Raw genomic sequence first — 17,758 nt, forward strand, 5'->3', positions numbered from 1 at the left:
GGGTTTGCGGATTTCGAGGAATTCCTCGATCTCAGGGTGGTTGATGTCGATATAGCATGCGGCCGATCCACGGCGCAGCGATCCCTGCGAGATGGCCAGGGTCAGCGAGTCCATTACGCGCACGAACGGGATGATGCCACTGGTCTTGCCGTTGAGGCCCACGGGCTCGCCGATTCCGCGTACATTGCCCCAATAGGTGCCGATGCCGCCGCCCTTGGAAGCGAGCCACACGTTCTCGTTCCAAGTGCCGACGATCCCGTCGAGGCTGTCTTCGACCGAATTGAGGTAGCACGAAATCGGCAGGCCGCGTCCCGTTCCGCCGTTGGACAGCACGGGGGTCGCCGGCATGAACCACAGGTTGGAGATGTAGTCATACAGCCGCTGCGCGTGATCCTGATCGTCCGCATAGGCATCGGCCACGCGCGCAAACAGGTCCTGATAGGATTCGTCCGGCAGCAGGTAGCGGTCCTTGAGCGTTTCCTTGCCGAATTCGGTCAGGTTCGCATCGCGCGCATCGTCGGTGACGATTTCGAACCGGCGCGGATTGACCTTCTTGCTGTCGGAGACTTCGCCCGCGCTCGCCGCGACAGCCTTTGCCATCGCATCCGCAGCGGCGGCTGCAACCAGTTCTTCCGAACCGCGATCATCCTTGTCCATCGTCATCGCCTTAGCCTGGGCCTTCGCCTCGGTCTTCTTGCCGGGAGCGGGCTTGCGCGCGGTCTTGGCACTTGCCGTCTTGCGCCTGGTCTTGCCCTCGGGCTGCACCGTCTCGCCATCCATGGTGGAGATATCGGTTTCGCCAGTGCTGAATTCCATAACCCGCCCCTAATAAAAGCATACGCCGGATGGGAGGCTCCTTCATGGCTCCCACGCCGTGTCCATAGTCTCCGCCCGATCGGCACTCATGGCCGAAAACGGGTGGCTTCGCTCAATAAGCGCGGGGGAATCCCGGTCCGTCACGCAAAGGCACGTACGGGCATTGGAGGTGCCATACGACACCACTCCCGTCGTTCCCCTGCGTCTCGAATGGCCGAGCATCGGCTCCGGTCGTCATCCGCATCGCGAAGGATTGCGAACATGAATCAGCATGGGCGAAGGCGCAAGGGTGCCTCCTCGTAAAAATACGCGATCGGCTGCGAGTAGGGGGTGGACGGATGGCCAAAACCAACACGTGCGCCGATTCGCGCGCGGCCTTCGGACGACATCAAACTGTGGGAAAAATTTTTGGGCGGATTCACCCGGCCGCTACGGTCGATTAGCGGCGCTGCCGGTCCTAAAAAGGCCCCCGTCACGAGGACGGAGGCCTATCTCCCGGAAATCCGGGCTTTATCGGTGCAAAAGCGACCGCTTACATTTCGTCGGCGGTGTCTTCCATGGCGTCAGCCTTTTCCTCGCCGGCTTCCTCGACCGCGTCGGCCTGGTCTTCCAGCGAATCTTCCTGCGCTTCCGAAGTCGCGTCGTCGGCCATTTCGTCGAGCATCTCGGCGTCGGCTTCAGCCGCATCCTCGGTCATCTCGGCCTGCTCTTCCATCGCCTCTTCTTCAGGGCTTTCCGCACAGGCGCTCAGCGCGAGGGCAGCGGCAGGCAGGGCGGCAAAAAATGCGATTTTCTTCATTTGAGTATTCCTTCGTTGGCGTTCGCCCGTTCAGGGCTCACCCCGACAATGGGCGGTCGCCATGATCCGGCCACAAACTAACATTCATCAAGTTTGTACGGGCTAACGCGGGAGCAGCACGGTATCGCGCGCAATCGGATCGGTTTGCGGATGGTCGAGCGTGAAGTGAAGGCCGCGGCTTTCTTCGCGTTTCAGCGCGCAGCCGACGATCAGTTCTGCCGCCTGCAGCAGGTTACGCAGCTCGATCAGGTCGGTCGTTACGCGGAAACTGCCGTAGTAATCCTCCACCTCGGACTGCAGCAGGCGAATGCGATTGGCCGCACGCTCCAGCCGTTTGGTCGTGCGCACGATGCCGACATAGTTCCACATGAACCGCCGTATCTCGGTCCAGTTCTGCTTGATGACCACCTCTTCGTCCGAATCGGTCACCCGGCTTGCGTCCCACGGACGAATTTCGGGCGGAGCGTCGAGCTCGTCCCACATCGACAATATGTCGCGCGCCGCCGCCTCGCCGAACACGAAGCATTCGAGGAGGCTGTTGGACGCAAGGCGATTGGCCCCGTGCAACCCGCTTTCCGTGCATTCACCCGCGGCCCACAGGCCCGGTAGGTCGGTGCGCGCGAACAGGTCTACCAGCACGCCCCCGCAGGTATAGTGCTGTGCGGGCACGACCGGGATCGGCTCCTTTGTCATGTCGATGCCCAGGCCCAGCAGCTTTTCGTGGATCGTGGGGAAATGCTCCTTCACGAACTCGGGCGGCTGGTGGCTGATATCGAGATGCACGTAATCGAGGCCGAAGCGCTTGATCTCCGCGTCGATCGCGCGGGCCACGATATCGCGCGGGGCCAGCTCCAGCCGCTCGGGATCGTAGAATTCCATGAACCGCTCGCCGGTACGCGGGTTGATGAGGCGCCCGCCCTCGCCCCGCACTGCTTCTGTGATGAGGAAGTTCTTGACCTCAAGGTTGTAGAGGCAGGTCGGGTGGAACTGCATCATCTCCATGTTGGAGACGCGCGCCCCCGCCCGCCAAGCCATTGCGATGCCATCGCCGGTCGCGCCACGCGGCGCGGTGGAGAACAGGTAGCAGCGGCCCGCGCCACCCGCGGCCAACACAGTGACCCGCGCGACATGCGCCTCGACCTCGCCCGTCTCCTCGTTCAGCGCATAGGCGCCCCACACCTGCCCCGCACCCGAATAGCGAAGCTCGTGCCGCCCGGTGATCAGGTCGATGCAAGACCGGCCCGGCAGCAGGGTAATATTGGGGTTGGCTTCGGCGGCCTTGAGCAGAGCCTCCTGCACTGCCCAGCCGGTCGCGTCGTTCACATGGACGATCCGGCGGTGCGAATGGCCGCCCTCTCGGGTGAGGTGCAGGTCGCCGCTCTCGCGGTTGAAGGGCACGCCCAGCTCGCACAGACGGTCGATCGAGGCGGGCGCGCGCTCGATCACGAACTCCACCGTCTCGCGGTCGTTCAGCCCCGCGCCGGCGACCATCGTGTCGCGGATATGATCCTCGAACGTGTCGCCCGCGTCGAGCACGGCGGCGATCCCGCCCTGCGCCCACGCGGTGCTGCCACCGGTGAGCGTGCCCTTGGCGAGCACCAGCACACGCTTTTCCTCGGCCAGCGCCAGGGCTGCGGTGAGCCCGGCCGCACCCGATCCGATGACGAGAACGTCGTGTTGTTCGTGATCCATCCTGCCGCAATGGCGCGCGATGGCGCCACCTGCAAGCGTGGCGCGCTATGCTAGATTAGGTCGAGCACCTGCCGGTCATTGCCGCCATACTGCGCGAGGAAGGCCTGCATCAGTTCGGCAACGCGCGGCGAGGATGCGCCATCGTCTGCACGGTCTGGTGCGCGATCCAGCGGGCCGGAACGGTTAGCAGCGACGCGATCGGTCATCGCGGTGGCGCTGGTTTCGCGCTGTGTAGCCGACGGGGACGCAGGTGAAGCCGCATTCTGAGTGGCAGAGGATTGGGATGCCTGCACCGATTGAGCGGGCGTATAGGCCACCGGTTCGCTCCCGCCGCTTGCCGGGACGTACTGGACCCCGGGCTCTTCTGCGGCAGGCGAAGCGGGTTCGCTGGCAGTCGGAGGCGGAGGGCTCGTTTGACTGGTTTCTTGTGCCGGAGCGGCGGGACTTGGCGGGCTGGACGGGCGGTGGAACAGCCCGGAAAGTGAAATGGACATAGGCAGGTGCCTCTGGATAACGATCGCCGGGGGATGACGACCGCGAGCCTTCTCGCAGCAACCGTTTAACGCCCTGCACCGCAGAAGTACTTAAGGGGTTACCGAAGGATTCTGCCTAATTTCCCGTGAAAATCTTCGATTATCTCGCGAAAACAAGGCAGTACCCGTCAGCCCGCCCCTGTCAGCTGCACGAAGACATCTTCCAGATCGGGCTCGAGTGTCGAGACATCCTCGATTGCGTAGCCGTGGCCTTGCACGATCGTGAGGACCTGACCGGCGGTCGCCTTGTCGCGGTCGTACGTCACTTCGAGCGTGCGCGGCGCGGTCACTTCGGCGCGGGTAAAGGCCGCGTCCATCGGCGGGCCTGCAATATCCTTGTCGACTTCCAGCCGGATGATCTTCTCGCGCGCCATGCTCACCAGTTCGCGGGTCGGCTTGTCCGCGATCAGCTCGCCATGATTGATGATCGCGATCCGGTCGCACAATTCCTCGGCCTCTTCGAGGTAATGCGTAGTCAACACGATCGTCACGCCCTGCGCGTTCAGCTCGCTCACCAGCTCCCACAACTGCCGCCGCAGTTCCACGTCGACACCTGCGGTCGGTTCGTCGAGCACCAGGATCGGGGGCGAGTGGACCATCGCCTTGGCGATCAGCAGGCGGCGCTTCATCCCGCCCGACAACGTGCGGGCATAGGCATCGCGCTTGTCCCACAGGTGCACCGCCTTGAGCAGCTCCTCGCTGCGCCGGTCGGCCTTGGGTACGCCGTAGAAGCCGCCCTGGTTGTCCAGCACCTCGAACGGGGTGAAGAAGGGATCGAACACGATCTCCTGCGGGACGATGCCGATCGCACGCTTTGCGTTGCGTGGGTTGGTCTCCGTGTCGAAACCCCAGATCTCGGCGCTGCCGCTGGTGCGCGTAACCAACCCGGCAAGGATATTGATCAGCGTCGATTTGCCCGCGCCATTGGGGCCGAGCAGGCCGAAGATGCCGCCTTGCGGCACATCGAAGCTGACGCCTTTCAACGCCAGCTTGCCCTCCTCTTCGCCCTTGTTCGGGGCATAGCGCTTGGTCAGGTCCTTGATCGAAATCGCCGGGCGGGTGTCCATGCGCCACCCCCTAGGCCGCAGCGTTGCGATTGGCCACAGCTTTGCACGGTCCCTCTTGCCCGGTGGCCGGTGCGAAGATATGCGCACAGCCCATGCCGATGCCGCCTCCCCCCGAAATTTCGCGAGTCACCACGCGCCGCGTGTGGTGCGATGGCGCGACAGACATTCGCAGCGGACAGCTCTATCGGGCGGCCGCGCTGGGCCATCCGAAGGTCTACCTGGAGATCGACGAGCACGGCTATGTCGATTGCGGCTATTGCGACCGGCGCTTCGTCCTGATCGGCGGGCCTGCCGACGGAGTGGACCAGAGCACCCTGCCCGACATTTCCGAAGGCGCGGACCCGGGCCACTGACCGCGCGCGGCACAGACGCCAGCCTCATGCGTTGTTCATATGCGGGCCGGTATTCCTGCCCGCACAGCTAACCAGAGGACGACGCCATGATCTTCCGCATAGCCGCACTTTCACTGACCGCGCTGGCCCTAGCCGCACCGGCCGCTGCCGAACGGCGGACGGGCGACGAACGACTGGCCGAACTGCTCGAAGGCCGCGTGGCCGGCGAACCGACCAACTGCATCTCCACGCGCCGCAACGCGCGGATGTATATCATCGATGACACTGCACTGGTCTACGACACCGGGCGCACGGTTTACATCAATTACACGCGCTATCCCGAACAGCTCGATTCGAGCGATGTGATCGTGATCCGCGATAACTACCCGCAGATGTGCAAGACCACGCGGATCGAAGTCCGCAACCCGACCATGGTCGAATCGCTCGGCACCCCGCTGTTCCTGACCGACTTCATTCCGTACAAGCGCGCCAGCAGCGAAAGCTGACACGCGCGACGGAAACGCTAGAAGAGAAAGGCCGCCGGGGCTCTCCCGCGCGGCCTTTTTCATGCCCGTAGAGGCACGGATTTCTGAGGGAGGAGCCACAACATGATCGGATCAGAGCTCACGCGGCGCAGAGTGCTTGCCGGGGCAACCGGGCTTGCCCTTGCAGGCTGCACCAGGCTTTCTCTGGAGCAGGCCGATTTCGCTGGCATCGAGGCAAGCCACGGCGGGCGGCTCGGCTTCGCGAGGCTCGATTGGGAGAGCGGACGCATCATCGGTACACGGCTGGACGAGCGTTTCGCGATGTGTTCGGTATTCAAGGCGCTGCTCGGCGGCGTAGTCCTGTTGCGCGCCGCGCGGGGCGAACGCGCGCTCGATCATGCATTCGCCATCGAGCAGGATGATCTGGTCTTCTTCTCACCCGTGGTGGAGCAGAAGGTCGGGTCGCGCATGAAAGTGGCCGAGCTTGCCAGGGCGACAATCCAGACCAGCGACAATGCCGCGGCCAATATCCTGCTGCGCGACATGGGCGGGCCGGAAGGGTTTACAGCCATCCTGCGGGAATTGGGCGACGAAGTGACGCGGCTCGACCGCTACGAGCCAATGCTCAACGCCAACCAGCCGGGCGATCCGCGCGACACCTCGACCCCGCGCGCCTTTGCGCAGACGCTCGGGCGCTTCCTGTTCGGCGATATCCTTGGCGCCGCCGATCGGGCGATCCTGCAAGGCTGGATGGAAGGCGCGGTGACCGGACTGGCGCGGCTGCGCGCGGGCATCCCCGATGGCTGGCGCGCGGGCGACAAGACCGGCACAAGCGAGCGCGACCAGAGCAACGACGTGGCCTTCGCCGTCCCGCCGGGAAGCGGAGAGGAGCCGCAAATCCTCGTCAGCTTCCTCAATATCGCCGAGCCGATGGCGGACACGACCAACGCGATCCACGCGCAAATCGCGCGTGAGCTGTTGGCTGCTTCGGTGTAAGCCCCTGTAAAAATGCACCGGTCATGACCGACGCGCTACCAGCCCCCAATGCCACGTCGTTCGAGCAACCGATCGGTCGCAGCGTTCGAAACCTCCGATTTGGTGCGAGCGCCGATAACCCCTGCACCAGCACCCATTCGGGTTTGCTGCGTTCCCTCGGAGCGCGCTCGATACGCCCGAACCTCTGCACTAGCAGCGGCTGAAGCCGCCGAAGCGATTCAGTACGCGGATCATCGCCGAGGGAAAGTTCGTTCAATGGTGATGGAACAGGAAATTGTAGGAATAGCTAACGAGTGTCAGTGTAGGGACCATTCTGGCCGCAGATTGGGACTTCTCGTCGAATTCGGGTGCAACCAGGAATCCCCGCACAGCACTTTGACTGTTCTCTTGGATGTCGCCCATATAGGCTAAAATTTGAGCAATCGCGTCGCGCCTCGCGGTAACTGCCTTCAACTCAATCACAACCGGCACATCGTTCCTATCTGCGGCTAAGATATCAATCCTCCCCGATGGCACAGATTTCTCGCCGCCCCCGTCAATGATCCGAAGGCCGGACTCCAACTGACTAATAGAATTTCGCAATGCGGTTTGAAGGTCGCGCTCTAAAGAGAACGTCTCTGGTCTTGCATCATCCAATGGGTCGCGAGCATCTGAGATCGCAGGCCGCGCCGCTTCGGATTCCACGTCTTGCCGGAAGCGAACGTATTTCAGAACAGCAGATTTATATGATGCGAGATTATTCCGGACGTTACCCTCAATAATGAGTTTAGAGGGGTTCGGCCTATCGAGACGCTCGTCCTCAGCTCCGTAAGTTAGGCTCTCAACCACTGACTGGAGTTCGTCGTCATCAAACAACTCGTCGAGATCGCCGTACTCGTTTTCGATCCTACGAAGCTCAGAAAGTTTGGTACGCCACGTGACTTCGCTTGGCACGGCACGCTTGAGCCATTCACTATAGCGCGGATCCATTCTATATCACTCCCACTCGATCGTCCCCGGCGGCTTGCTCGTGTAGTCGTACACCACGCGGTTGATGCCCTGCACTTCGTTGACGATGCGCGTCGCCACATTCGTCAGGAAACCCGCGTCGAAGGGGTAGACGTCTGCCGTCATCCCGTCGGTGCTGGTGACCGCACGCAACCCGCACACACTGTCGTAGGTGCGATGATCGCCCATCACGCCGACGGTCTTCACCGGGAGCAGCACGGCAAAGGCCTGCCAGATCGCGTCGTACAACCCGGCATTGCGGATTTCCTCGAGGTAGATCGCGTCCGCCTTGCGCAGGATGTCGCAGCGCTCCTTGGTGACTTCGCCCGGGATGCGGATCGCGAGACCCGGGCCGGGGAACGGATGGCGGCCGACGAACATGTCGGGCAGGCCCAGCTCACGACCCAGCTCGCGGACCTCGTCCTTGAACAGTTCGCGCAGCGGCTCGACCAGCTGCATATTCATCCGCTCGGGCAGGCCCCCGACATTGTGGTGGCTCTTGATCGTGACCGAAGGCCCGCCGGTGAAGGAGACGCTCTCGATCACGTCGGGATAGAGCGTGCCTTGCGCGAGAAAATCGGCCCCGCCGATCTTCTTCGCCTCTTCCTCGAACACGTCGATGAAGGTCTTGCCGATGAACTTGCGCTTCTTTTCCGGGTCGGTCTCGCCCGCGAGTCCGGCCATGAAGCGCTCCTCCGCATCCACCACCACCAGCGGGATGTTGTAGTGGTCGCGGAACATGGTCTCGACCTGTTCACGCTCGTTCAAACGCAGCAGGCCGTGGTCGACGAACACGCAGGTCAGTTGCTCGCCGATCGCCTCGTGGATCAGGATCGCCGCGACCGATGAATCGACCCCGCCACTGAGGCCGCAAATCACCTTGCCATCGCCGACCTGATCGCGGATTTCGCGGATCTTGGTCTCGCGATATTCCGCCATCGTCCAGTCGCCCGCGAGGCCGCAGACCTTGTGCGCGAAATTGGCGATCAGCTTCGCCCCGTCGGGCGTATGGACGACTTCGGGATGGAATTGCGTGCCGTAAAACCGGCGCGCTTCGTCGGCGATTACCGCGAAGGGCGCGCCGTCGCTTACGGCGACGATCTCGAACCCGTCGGCAAAGCGCGTCACCTTGTCGCCATGGCTCATCCAGACCTGATGGCGCTCGCCCTCGTTCCACAATCCGTCGAACAGCGCGCAGCTCTTCGTGACGGTGAGGAAGGCGCGCCCGAATTCGCCGCCTTCACCCGTTTCATGCCCCGGGCGCACTTCCCCGCCCAGCTGGTGCGTCATCACCTGCTGACCGTAGCAGATGCCGAGGATCGGCAGCCTCGCCTCGAACAGCATGTCCGGCGCGCGCGGGCTGCCTTCGTCGGGCACACCGGCGGGCGAGCCCGACAGGATTATGCCCTTGGGCTGGAGCCGGTGGAACGCCTCTTCCGCCTGCGAAAACGGTGCGATCTCGGAATAGACGCCCGCCTCGCGCACGCGGCGCGCGATCAGCTGCGTCACCTGGCTGCCGAAATCGACGATAAGGATGGAATCGGGGAGATGGTCTGGCTGCATGGCCGCGCGGTAAGTGCTGCCCCGTCGCCTGTCCAGCGGGCAGCCGCCACTGTGGTTGCACTGAGACCCAAGGCGCCTATCCTCCGATCCGGAAACAGGAGGCCTTACATCACCACCCACAAATATTCCGATTGCATCCCGGCGCGCCACGCCATCCAGTTCCCCAAGCAGCCGAGCCATGATCTCGGCCAGAACGAAGCCTTTTTCTACCTGACAGAGGGAGGCGAAACGCGGCAGATCAAATTCCACGATTACGATGCGATCTATGATCGGCCCGGCCTGTACGAACAGCTGTTCTACGAGCGGTTGCGGTGCCAGTCGCCCGAAGTGGTCGTTTCGCGACTGACCGGCGCGGTCGAACATGCCCGCGAATCGATCCAGACGCAGCGCGTGCTAGACCTTGGCGCAGGCAACGGGATCGTCGCGCAGGAACTGGACCGGGTCGGCGTGTCGCGTGTGGTCGGGCTGGATATCATTCCCGAAGCGAGAACCGCCGCCTTGCGCGATCGCCCAGGCGCCTACGACGATTACCTCGTCGCCGATATGACCGCGCTGAGCGACAAGCAACGCGCCGACCTTGCCGACTGGCAGCTGACTGCCGTCACCTGCGTCGCCGCGCTCGGTTTCGACGACATTCCCGCTCCGGCCTTTGTCGCGGCGATGGAGACGATCGCGGAAGACGGCTGGATCGCGTTCAACATCAAGACCGATTTCCTGCGCGGCGGTTCGGGCGGCGATTTCGCCGATTTTGTAAAATTGTTGCTGGCGGAGGACCTGATCGAGTTGCATCATATCGAACGATACCGCCACAGGTTGTCTATCGATGGGGACTGGCTCGAATATTTCGTCGTCGTCGGCAGAAAACGGGGCGCCCTGCCCGAAAGCGTACGGGCCGGATTCGCCTGATCGGCAGCCGGATCAGTGTTGCATAAAAGTGTACACTCCTGCGAGTTTTCTCACTTTCATATTATCGGACGCAAGATTATTTCCCCCCTCGGAGCCGGGAGGCGGATCGTCCTCTCCCCCCCTTGATCTGCCCCCGGCCTTCCTCTCGATCGTTGCATGCGACACCGCCCGGCGGCGATCCTGACGCATTCCCTCCCCTGAATTTGGTCCCTGGGCCCGTCTGCCACCCCCGGCAGGCGGGCCCATTGCGTTTGGGCAGGTTGACTATCGACCAACGCGGGCAGCCTTGCCATAACCTCGGCGTCCAAGAAGGGGGGGGGGTATGCGCATGCGGCTGGCAGTAATGATGGCGTTATGGGCCATGGCCATGATCCCGACCGGAGCAAATGCGCACCTCGATGCCGCATCCGTGATGCTCGCGGGTTCTGCGGAGGCTACGGACCAACAGTCCAGCCCCGTGCTGGTGATCCTCGCCCATCCCGACGACGAACTGCCCATGGCGCCCGCGCTCGCCGCCCTGGTCCGCACCGGAGCGGACGTGCGCCTGCTCTACACGACGCGGGGCGATGCGGGGCCCGGCGTGTCGGATTATGCACCAGGCGAGGCTCTGGCTGCCGCACGTTCAGCGGAGGCGACCTGCGCGGCCTCGGCGCTTGGCCTGCCCGCTCCCCGCATGCTCGATTTTCCCGATGGTGGACATGGAGACGAAGCGCGCGGCACTCCTGACGGAAACGGCCTTGCGGCAGCGCTATCGCGCGAGATCCAGGGGATCCGGCCGGGTACGATCATCACCTGGGGGCCGGATGGGGGTTATGGGCATGTCGATCACCGGATGGTGCACGCCTTCACCACGCAACTGGTGCAGGCCATGCCCGCAGCCGAGCGCCCGCAGCTGCTGTATTTCGGCATCCGTGCCGATCGGGTTGCACCTGTCGCCGAGCTGGAGCGCTGGGCAAAGACCGACCCGGAATTGCTGAGCGTCCGGATCGAATACGAGGATGCCGATCTCGCCGCGGCAAACGCTGCCACGCAATGTCACGTAACGCAGTTCGATGCTGCCACCCGCGCGGCGTTGGCCCCGGTGTTCCATCAGGCGATCTGGCAGGGGACCGTCGATTTCCGTCCGGCCTTCGCCATGCAGGCCACCGCCCCCTGAGGCGACGCCGCGCAATCAGCATTCGACGACGTTGACCGCCAGCCCGCCCTGGCTCGTTTCCTTGTACTTGTTGCTCATGTCGAGCCCGGTCTGGCGCATGGTCTCGATCACCTGATCGAGGCTGACGAGGCTCTCCGCCCCCGTCCGGTGCAACGCAAGCCGCGCTGCGTTGACCGCCTTGACCGCGCCGATCGCATTGCGCTCGATACAAGGCACCTGCACCAGCCCGCCAACCGGATCGCAGGTGAGGCCCAGGTTGTGCTCCATCCCGATTTCCGCCGCCGACGCGACCTGCACCGGCGACCCGCCCCACAGGGCCGCGAGGCCGCCGGCCGCCATCGAGCAAGCCACGCCGACCTCGCCCTGACAGCCCAGTTCGGCGCCGGAAATGCTTGCACGCTGCTTGTAGAGCAGGCCGATCGCGCCCGCGGTGAGCAGGAACAGCCGCCGTTTCTCGATGCAGTCATCATCGTCTGCGGTCTTGCAATAGAAACGAATCACCGCCGGGATGATGCCCGCCGCGCCGTTGGTGGGCGCGGTGACGACGCGGCCACCCGCCGCATTCTCCTCGTTCACCGCCATCGCATAGCAATTGAGCCAGTCGAACAGCTGCTCGCGCTCGTTCGATTGGGGGTTGCCGGAAAGCTTCTCCCACAGGTCGGGCGCCCGTCGCTGCACCTTCAGCCCTCCGGGCAACACGCCCCGCTGGTTCAGCCCCCGGTCGATGCACTGGTCCATCGCCTGGGCGATCCGGTCGAGTCCGGCGATGGTTTCTTCGCGCGGGCGCATGGCGTCTTCGTTGGCGAGAATCAGCTCGGCAACGGAAAGGCCATGCGCGTCGCACAGGCTGAGCAGTTCGGCTGCCGAACCAAAGGGATGCGGCACGCTGGGTCCGGCCTCGACCCGGTCATCCTTGGGCGGGCTGCGCAGCTGCTTTTCGGAAGCAACAAACCCGCCGCCGGTTGAATAATAGGTCCGTTCAAGCAGCACCTCGCCGCCGTTATCGAAAGCGCGCAGCACCGTGCCATTAGGGTGCAGTTCGGGGATGATGTGCCCGGCAAGGTCGATATCTCTCGCCCGGTCGAAGCCTATCCGGCGCTGGCCGCCCAGCGACAGGCACTTGTCGACCTCGATCCCCCGCAAGGCCTCTGCGGCCTCATCCGGGTCGGTCCTGTCGGGCGCAAAGCCCGCAAGGCCAAGGATGCTCGCATCCACCGTCCCATGGCCGATCCCGGTCAGCGCCAGTGAACCCTGCAATTCGACGGTAACGCGCGCGACCTTGTCCAGCGCGCCCGACTTGCCCAGCGCACGCACGAACCGCCGCGCGATCCGCATGGGGCCGACAGTGTGCGAAGACGATGGGCCGATCCCGATGCGGAAGATGTCGAGGACGGAAAGCATTGCGCAGGCGCGATGGGCCAAGCCTTCCGCAACGTCAATCGCTCACCCGCCGCCGAGCGAGCCGAGCAGGAATGCCAGCACCGCACCGATGGCAGTCGCGATGCCCGCCCAGTAATCATCCTCCCTGAATGCCTGCGGGAAGACCTCGACCGCAAGACTGGCGATCACCGCCCCGGCAGCAAAGCAACGGATCGCGGCAAGATGCGTTTCGCTCGCCCCTTCCAGCAGCAGATTGCCTGCAATTGCCGCCAGCGACAGGATTGCCGCCGTACCCGCCCACAGCAGAAACACCTTTCCCCTCGAGCGACCGTCATCGGCCATTTCCTTAGCGCCGCCTGCCGCCTCGGGCAGATTGGAGAGAAGGATCGAGCCGGCCAGCGCGGCGACCTCCATCGGCCCCGCACCAATCAGCGCGACACCCAAGGCGAGATTTTCGGGAATCCCGTCGAGAGTGATTGCGGCGAGCAGTCCACCCCCGGAACCGCCGCCCCACTTCTCCTTCACCAGCCAGTCGGCCAGCGTGAACATGCCTGCCCCGGCCAGAACGCCTCCCGCAGCGATCCAGACTGAGCTGCGCTGGATCGACGGTTCGATCAATTCGCTGGTGACCGACAGTAACAATGCGCCGCCCGCAAGTGCGACGAGGAAGCCCTCCGTCCGCTTGCCAAGCGGCGCATAGAGCCCCCAGGCCGCGCCTGCCAGGAGCGCGCCCGACACGACCGCCACCACGATCAGCGTCATCACCATTCCCGGTTAATGCAGTGCCCGCCACATCGTGTCCATTGGCAGGCCTACATCCCGTGGAAAAATGCCAGAATCTCGCCATGATTCGTTTGGGTTTCGCAGTAGCCGCGCCTATATTCCCTCGATGGACGAAAATACGGAAAAAGGCCGGAAAACCGGCGAATACGGCGCGGATTCGATCAAGGTGCTCAAGGGCCTCGACGCGGTCCGCAAGCGCCCCGGCATGTATATCGGCGATACGGACGATGGTTCGGGCCTGCACCACATGGTTTTCGAGGTGTCCGACAACGCCATCGATGAGGCGCTGGCCGGCCATTGCGACCTCGTTTTGATCGAATTGAACCCCGATGGCAGCGTCTCGGTGGAAGATAATGGCCGCGGCATCCCGGTCGACATGCACAAGGGCGAAGGCGTCTCCGCCGCAGAGGTCATCATGACCCAGCTGCACGCGGGCGGGAAGTTCGAAAACACCAGCGACGACAATGCCTACAAGGTCTCGGGCGGGCTGCACGGCGTGGGCGTCTCGGTGGTGAACGCGCTGTCCGAATGGCTCGAGCTGGTCATCTGGCGCGACGGCAAGGAACACTGGATGCGCTTCGAGCACGGCGACGCCGTGAACAGCCTCGAAGTGCGCGGCGATGCGCCCCCGGTCGATTCGAACGGCGACGAGAATGGCCTCAAGAAGGGCACCCGCGTCACCTTCAAAGCGAGCGAGGAGACGTTCAAGAATGTCACCGAGTTCGATTTCGAGAAGCTGGAACACCGCTACCGCGAGCTCGCCTTCCTCAACTCGGGTGTGCACATCAAGCTGCGCGACCGGCGAAGCGAAGAGGTGGAGGAACACGACCTGTTCTACGAAGGTGGGATCGCGGCCTTCGTGAACTACCTCGACCGCAACAAGGCGGCGCTGATCCCCGAACCCATCGCGGTCTCGGCGGAGAAGGACGGGATCGGGATCGATGTCGCGCTCGAATGGAACGATTCCTACTACGAGAACGTGCTGTGCTTCACCAACAACATCCCGCAGCGCGATGGCGGCACGCACTTGGCCGCATTCCGCGCCGCGCTGACCCGCACGCTCAACAATTACGCGAGCGCCAGCGGCCTGCTGAAGAAGGAAAAGGTCTCGCTCTCGGGTGAGGACATGCGCGAAGGGCTGACCGCGATCGTATCGGTCAAGCTGCCCGATCCCAAGTTCTCTTCGCAGACCAAGGACAAGCTGGTTTCCTCCGAAGTCCGCCAGCCACTGGAAGCGCTGATGGGCGAGAAGATGACCGAGTGGCTGGAGGAGAACCCCAACCACGCCAAGGCCATCGTCCAGAAGATCGTCGATGCCGCCGCCGCGCGCGAGGCCGCGCGCCGCGCGCGCGAGATGAGTCGCAAGGGCGCGATGAGCGTCGCCTCGCTCCCCGGCAAGCTGGCCGACTGCCAGGAACGCGATCCGTCCAAGTGCGAGCTCTTCTTGGTCGAGGGTGACTCGGCAGGCGGTTCGGCGAAGCAAGGGCGTGATCGTAAGACGCAGGCCATCCTGCCGCTCAAGGGCAAGATCCTGAACGTCGAGCGCGCGCGGTTCGACCGGATCATCTCTTCGAAGGAAGTCGGCACGCTGATCCAGGCGATGGGCACTGGCATCCGCGACGATTTCAACATCGAGAAGCTGCGCTACCACAAGATCGTCATCATGACCGACGCCGACGTGGACGGTGCGCACATCCGCACCCTGCTGCTGACCTTCTTCCACCGCCAGCTGCCCGAGATCGTGAAGGCGGGGCACCTCTTCATCGCCCAGCCGCCGCTCTACAAGGTCGCGCGCGGGCGCAGCGAGGTATACCTGAAGGACGAGCGTGCACTCGACCGTTATCTGGTCGCCGAGGGGCTTGAAGGCCGTATCCTCGAAAGCAGCGGCGGCGACCGTGGCGGGGCAGAGCTGACCGCGCTGGTCGACCATGCGCTGCGGATGCGCAACCTGATCGCCTATGCACCGCGCAAGTATGACGAGGCGATCATCGAGGCGCTGGCCATGGCGGGCGCTTTCGACCTCGACAACATCGCGTCCGCCGAAGCACTGGATCGCGCCGCGGCACGGCTCCAGATGGGTGACCCCGAAGCACAATGGAGCGGAGAGCGTTCCCCCGATGGCGGGATCCGGCTCGACCGCCTGTGGCGCGGCGTGACCGACAGCCACCTGATCGAGGAGAAATTCCTCGAAAGCGCCGAAGCGCGCAAGCTGCACAAGGTCGCGGGCGAGGAAGTGGATGCCTATGCCGCGCCCTCTCGCCTCGTGAAGCCGGGCACTTCGGGTGCCGAAGCGCCGACAGAAACCGCCGATGGCGAAGAGGAAGTCGCGCCGCCGGTGGAAGGCGCAATCACCCGCCCGACGCAGCTGCTCGCCGCCGTGCTCGCGGCAGGGCGCAAGGGTCTCTCGGTCCAGCGCTACAAGGGCCTTGGCGAAATGAACGCGGAACAGCTGTGGGAGACCACGCTCGACCCGGATAACCGAGCGCTGTTGCAGGTGAAGATCGAGGATGCGGACGTGACCGACGAGATTTTCAGCCGCCTGATGGGCGACGTGGTCGAAACCCGGCGCGAGTTCATCCAGGACAATGCACTGAACGTCGCCAACCTCGACATCTGATCGGTACGGGGGCGCAAGCCGGTGGCCATCTGGCAAACAGCTGCGCTCCTCGTCATCTTTGCGGCGAGCGCCTGGCTGGCGTTTGTTGCCGTGCTTTGCGTTTCCGATCCGGGAAAGGCGCGCGCGGGGTTGGCGGCAATGGGCAGCACGTGGGCGATCCAGGTCGGTGAACACGGCCTACGTGGGCTGGCAGGGGCGGCGATGATTATGCGCGCGGATGCCTCCAAATCGCCAGTGGCATTCGAAGCAATCGGCTGGTTTGTCCTCGCAACCTCCGTGCTGATCCTACTGCTCCCGCGCAACTGGCACAATGCCTATGCCCGGTGGTGGGCGGCCCGCATCCCGACCTGGGCGTTCCGCATCGCTTCGCTCCCGACACTTATCGGAGCCGTTCTCCTCGCCTATGCCGCAATCTGACCGATATGACGCAATCATCCTCGGCGGAGGTGCGGCAGGGCTTTTCTGCGCGGCTATCGCAGGCCAGCGCGGGCGGCGCGTGCTGTTGCTCGAAAAGAGCGACAAGGTCGGCAAGAAGATCCTCATCTCGGGCGGCGGGCGGTGCAATTTCACCAATCTCGGCGCTGGCCCAGCGAACTACCTCTCCGCCAATCCGCACTTCGCCAAGTCGGCGCTGGCGCGCTACACCCCGCACGATTTCCTCGACCTGGTAGAGCGGTACGACATCGCCTGGCACGAAAAGACGCTCGGCCAGCTGTTCTGCGATGGATCTGCGAAGCAGATTGTCGAGATGCTGCTCGAGGAATGTGAAAAGGGCAGTGTAGAGGTGCGGACGGGGCAGGAGGTCGGCGCGGTGTCGCGCGGCGAGGACGGATTCAGCGTCGTAGCCAATGGCGAAGCCCTCACCGCATCTGCGCTGGTGATCGCGACCGGCGGGCCTTCGATCCCGAAAATGGGCGCGACCGGCTTTGCCTACGACCTCGCGCGGCAGTTCGGCCTCAAGGTGGTCGAGCCGCGACCCGCACTCGTTCCGCTGACGCTGGGCGGCGAAGACGTGCTGTTCCGCGAGCTATCCGGCGTATCAAGCGACGTGATCGCGAGCGCCGGGAAGGCGACATTCCGCGAGGCGGCGCTGCTGACGCACAAGGGCCTGTCCGGCCCCGCAATCCTGCAAGCCAGTTCCTACTGGCGGCACGGCGACTTGCTGCGGATCGACTTCACTCCCGATGCACCACGTGGCTGGCTGGTCGAGCGTAAGGCGAGCACCCCGCGCGCCACGATGCAGCAGGTACTGCGCGAGATTCTGCCCGAGCGGTTGGCCGATACGCTGGGCGGGCGGCTGGATCTTGGCGGACCGCTGCAAGGACTCTCCGACAAGGTACTGACCGCAGCAGAAGATCGCCTGCGCGCATGGCCCTTCCATCCCAATGGCACAGAAGGGTTTGCCAAGGCGGAAGTGACCGCAGGCGGCATCTCGACCGCCGAGCTTTCCTCGCAGACGATGGAAGCCAGGAAGGTGCCCGGGCTCTTCGCGATCGGAGAGGCGGTGGACGTGACCGGCTGGCTCGGCGGGTACAATTTCCAATGGGCCTGGGCGAGCGGCCATGCCTGCGGGCACGCGCTATAGGGCCATTGCTCTGGCCAAACGCGGCGCTTCGCGGCAAGATCGGCACCGGTCGCGCAGCAGG

The 17,758-nt window shown here is 64.0% G+C and carries 17 protein-coding genes; 8 read left to right on the plus strand and 9 right to left on the minus strand.

The window, feature by feature from the left end:
- From ACEQXE_RS05830 to ACEQXE_RS05850, 5 genes are all read right to left on the minus strand, one after another.
- Positions 1-816 (minus strand): ribonucleotide reductase N-terminal alpha domain-containing protein (locus ACEQXE_RS05830; RefSeq protein WP_370178002.1); only part of this gene is annotated, 816 nt, incomplete at its 3' end.
- 532 nt (positions 817-1,348) lie between these two features.
- Positions 1,349-1,615 (minus strand): hypothetical protein, encoded by a 267-nt coding sequence (locus tag ACEQXE_RS05835; protein ID WP_370178003.1) that lies wholly within the window; start codon positions 1,613-1,615, stop codon positions 1,349-1,351.
- 102 nt (positions 1,616-1,717) lie between these two features.
- Entirely contained in the window at positions 1,718-3,307 is a 1,590-nt protein-coding gene (gene nadB, locus ACEQXE_RS05840) for an L-aspartate oxidase (protein ID WP_370178004.1), read from the minus strand.
- A gap of 50 nt (positions 3,308-3,357) precedes the next feature.
- Positions 3,358-3,513, minus strand: coding sequence for a hypothetical protein (locus ACEQXE_RS05845; protein ID WP_370178005.1), 156 nt, complete (start codon positions 3,511-3,513; stop codon positions 3,358-3,360).
- A 455-nt stretch (positions 3,514-3,968) separates the two neighbouring features.
- On the minus strand, positions 3,969-4,907 hold the full coding sequence (locus ACEQXE_RS05850) for an ABC transporter ATP-binding protein (RefSeq protein ID WP_370178006.1): 939 nt from the start codon (positions 4,905-4,907) through the stop codon (positions 3,969-3,971).
- Positions 4,908-5,005: 98 nt separating this feature from the next.
- Here ACEQXE_RS05850 and ACEQXE_RS05855 point away from each other — a divergent pair, with 98 nt between their 5' ends.
- The 3 genes from ACEQXE_RS05855 (at position 5,006) to bla (ending at position 6,720) form a co-directional block, all read left to right on the plus strand.
- Positions 5,006-5,260, plus strand: a complete 255-nt coding sequence (locus ACEQXE_RS05855; RefSeq protein WP_370178031.1) for a zinc-finger domain-containing protein — start codon at positions 5,006-5,008, stop codon at positions 5,258-5,260.
- 86 nt (positions 5,261-5,346) lie between these two features.
- A complete protein-coding gene (locus ACEQXE_RS05860; protein WP_370178007.1) occupies positions 5,347-5,745 on the plus strand; it encodes a hypothetical protein in 399 nt (132 codons plus the stop codon).
- A gap of 102 nt (positions 5,746-5,847) precedes the next feature.
- Positions 5,848-6,720, plus strand: a complete 873-nt coding sequence (gene bla, locus ACEQXE_RS05865) for a class A beta-lactamase (protein WP_370178008.1) — start codon at positions 5,848-5,850, stop codon at positions 6,718-6,720.
- Positions 6,721-6,972: 252 nt separating this feature from the next.
- Here bla and ACEQXE_RS05870 read toward each other — a convergent pair whose 3' ends face one another.
- On the minus strand, positions 6,973-7,689 hold the full coding sequence (locus tag ACEQXE_RS05870; RefSeq protein ID WP_370178009.1) for an endonuclease NucS domain-containing protein: 717 nt from the start codon (positions 7,687-7,689) through the stop codon (positions 6,973-6,975).
- Positions 7,690-7,695: 6 nt separating this feature from the next.
- The gene (gene guaA, locus ACEQXE_RS05875) at positions 7,696-9,270 is read right to left on the minus strand and encodes a glutamine-hydrolyzing GMP synthase (protein WP_370178010.1); all 1,575 of its coding nucleotides are present in this window, start codon (positions 9,268-9,270) and stop codon (positions 7,696-7,698) included.
- Between guaA and ACEQXE_RS05880 the strand changes: the two genes are divergently transcribed.
- Together ACEQXE_RS05880 and ACEQXE_RS05885 are read left to right on the plus strand one after the other, a co-directional pair.
- Positions 9,256-10,176: a class I SAM-dependent methyltransferase gene (locus ACEQXE_RS05880; RefSeq protein WP_372520168.1), complete on the plus strand. Its 921-nt coding sequence runs from the start codon at positions 9,256-9,258 to the stop codon at positions 10,174-10,176. The genes guaA and ACEQXE_RS05880 overlap by 15 nt on opposite strands.
- 322 nt (positions 10,177-10,498) lie before the next feature.
- Positions 10,499-11,332: a PIG-L deacetylase family protein gene (locus ACEQXE_RS05885; protein ID WP_370183003.1), complete on the plus strand. Its 834-nt coding sequence runs from the start codon at positions 10,499-10,501 to the stop codon at positions 11,330-11,332.
- A gap of 15 nt (positions 11,333-11,347) precedes the next feature.
- Here ACEQXE_RS05885 and ACEQXE_RS05890 read toward each other — a convergent pair whose 3' ends face one another.
- Positions 11,348-12,733, minus strand: a complete 1,386-nt coding sequence (locus tag ACEQXE_RS05890; protein ID WP_370178013.1) for an L-serine ammonia-lyase — start codon at positions 12,731-12,733, stop codon at positions 11,348-11,350.
- 42 nt (positions 12,734-12,775) lie between these two features.
- Entirely contained in the window at positions 12,776-13,480 is a 705-nt protein-coding gene (locus tag ACEQXE_RS05895; protein WP_370183006.1) for a ZIP family metal transporter, read from the minus strand.
- A gap of 121 nt (positions 13,481-13,601) precedes the next feature.
- Here ACEQXE_RS05895 and gyrB point away from each other — a divergent pair, with 121 nt between their 5' ends.
- Genes gyrB through ACEQXE_RS05910 form a run of 3 tightly spaced genes read left to right on the plus strand, consistent with a single transcriptional unit; the run spans position 13,602 to position 17,697 of the window.
- A complete protein-coding gene (gyrB, locus tag ACEQXE_RS05900) occupies positions 13,602-16,112 on the plus strand; it encodes a DNA topoisomerase (ATP-hydrolyzing) subunit B (RefSeq protein WP_370178015.1) in 2,511 nt (836 codons plus the stop codon).
- A gap of 21 nt (positions 16,113-16,133) precedes the next feature.
- On the plus strand, positions 16,134-16,529 hold the full coding sequence (locus tag ACEQXE_RS05905; protein ID WP_370178016.1) for a hypothetical protein: 396 nt from the start codon (positions 16,134-16,136) through the stop codon (positions 16,527-16,529).
- Positions 16,516-17,697, plus strand: a complete 1,182-nt coding sequence (locus ACEQXE_RS05910) for an NAD(P)/FAD-dependent oxidoreductase (RefSeq protein ID WP_370178017.1) — start codon at positions 16,516-16,518, stop codon at positions 17,695-17,697. The genes ACEQXE_RS05905 and ACEQXE_RS05910 overlap by 14 nt, the downstream gene beginning before the upstream one ends.
- The last annotated feature ends 61 nt before the right edge of the window (positions 17,698-17,758 follow it).

Source organism: Alteriqipengyuania sp., assembly GCF_964222115.1.
Lineage (GTDB): Bacteria > Pseudomonadota > Alphaproteobacteria > Sphingomonadales > Sphingomonadaceae > Alteriqipengyuania.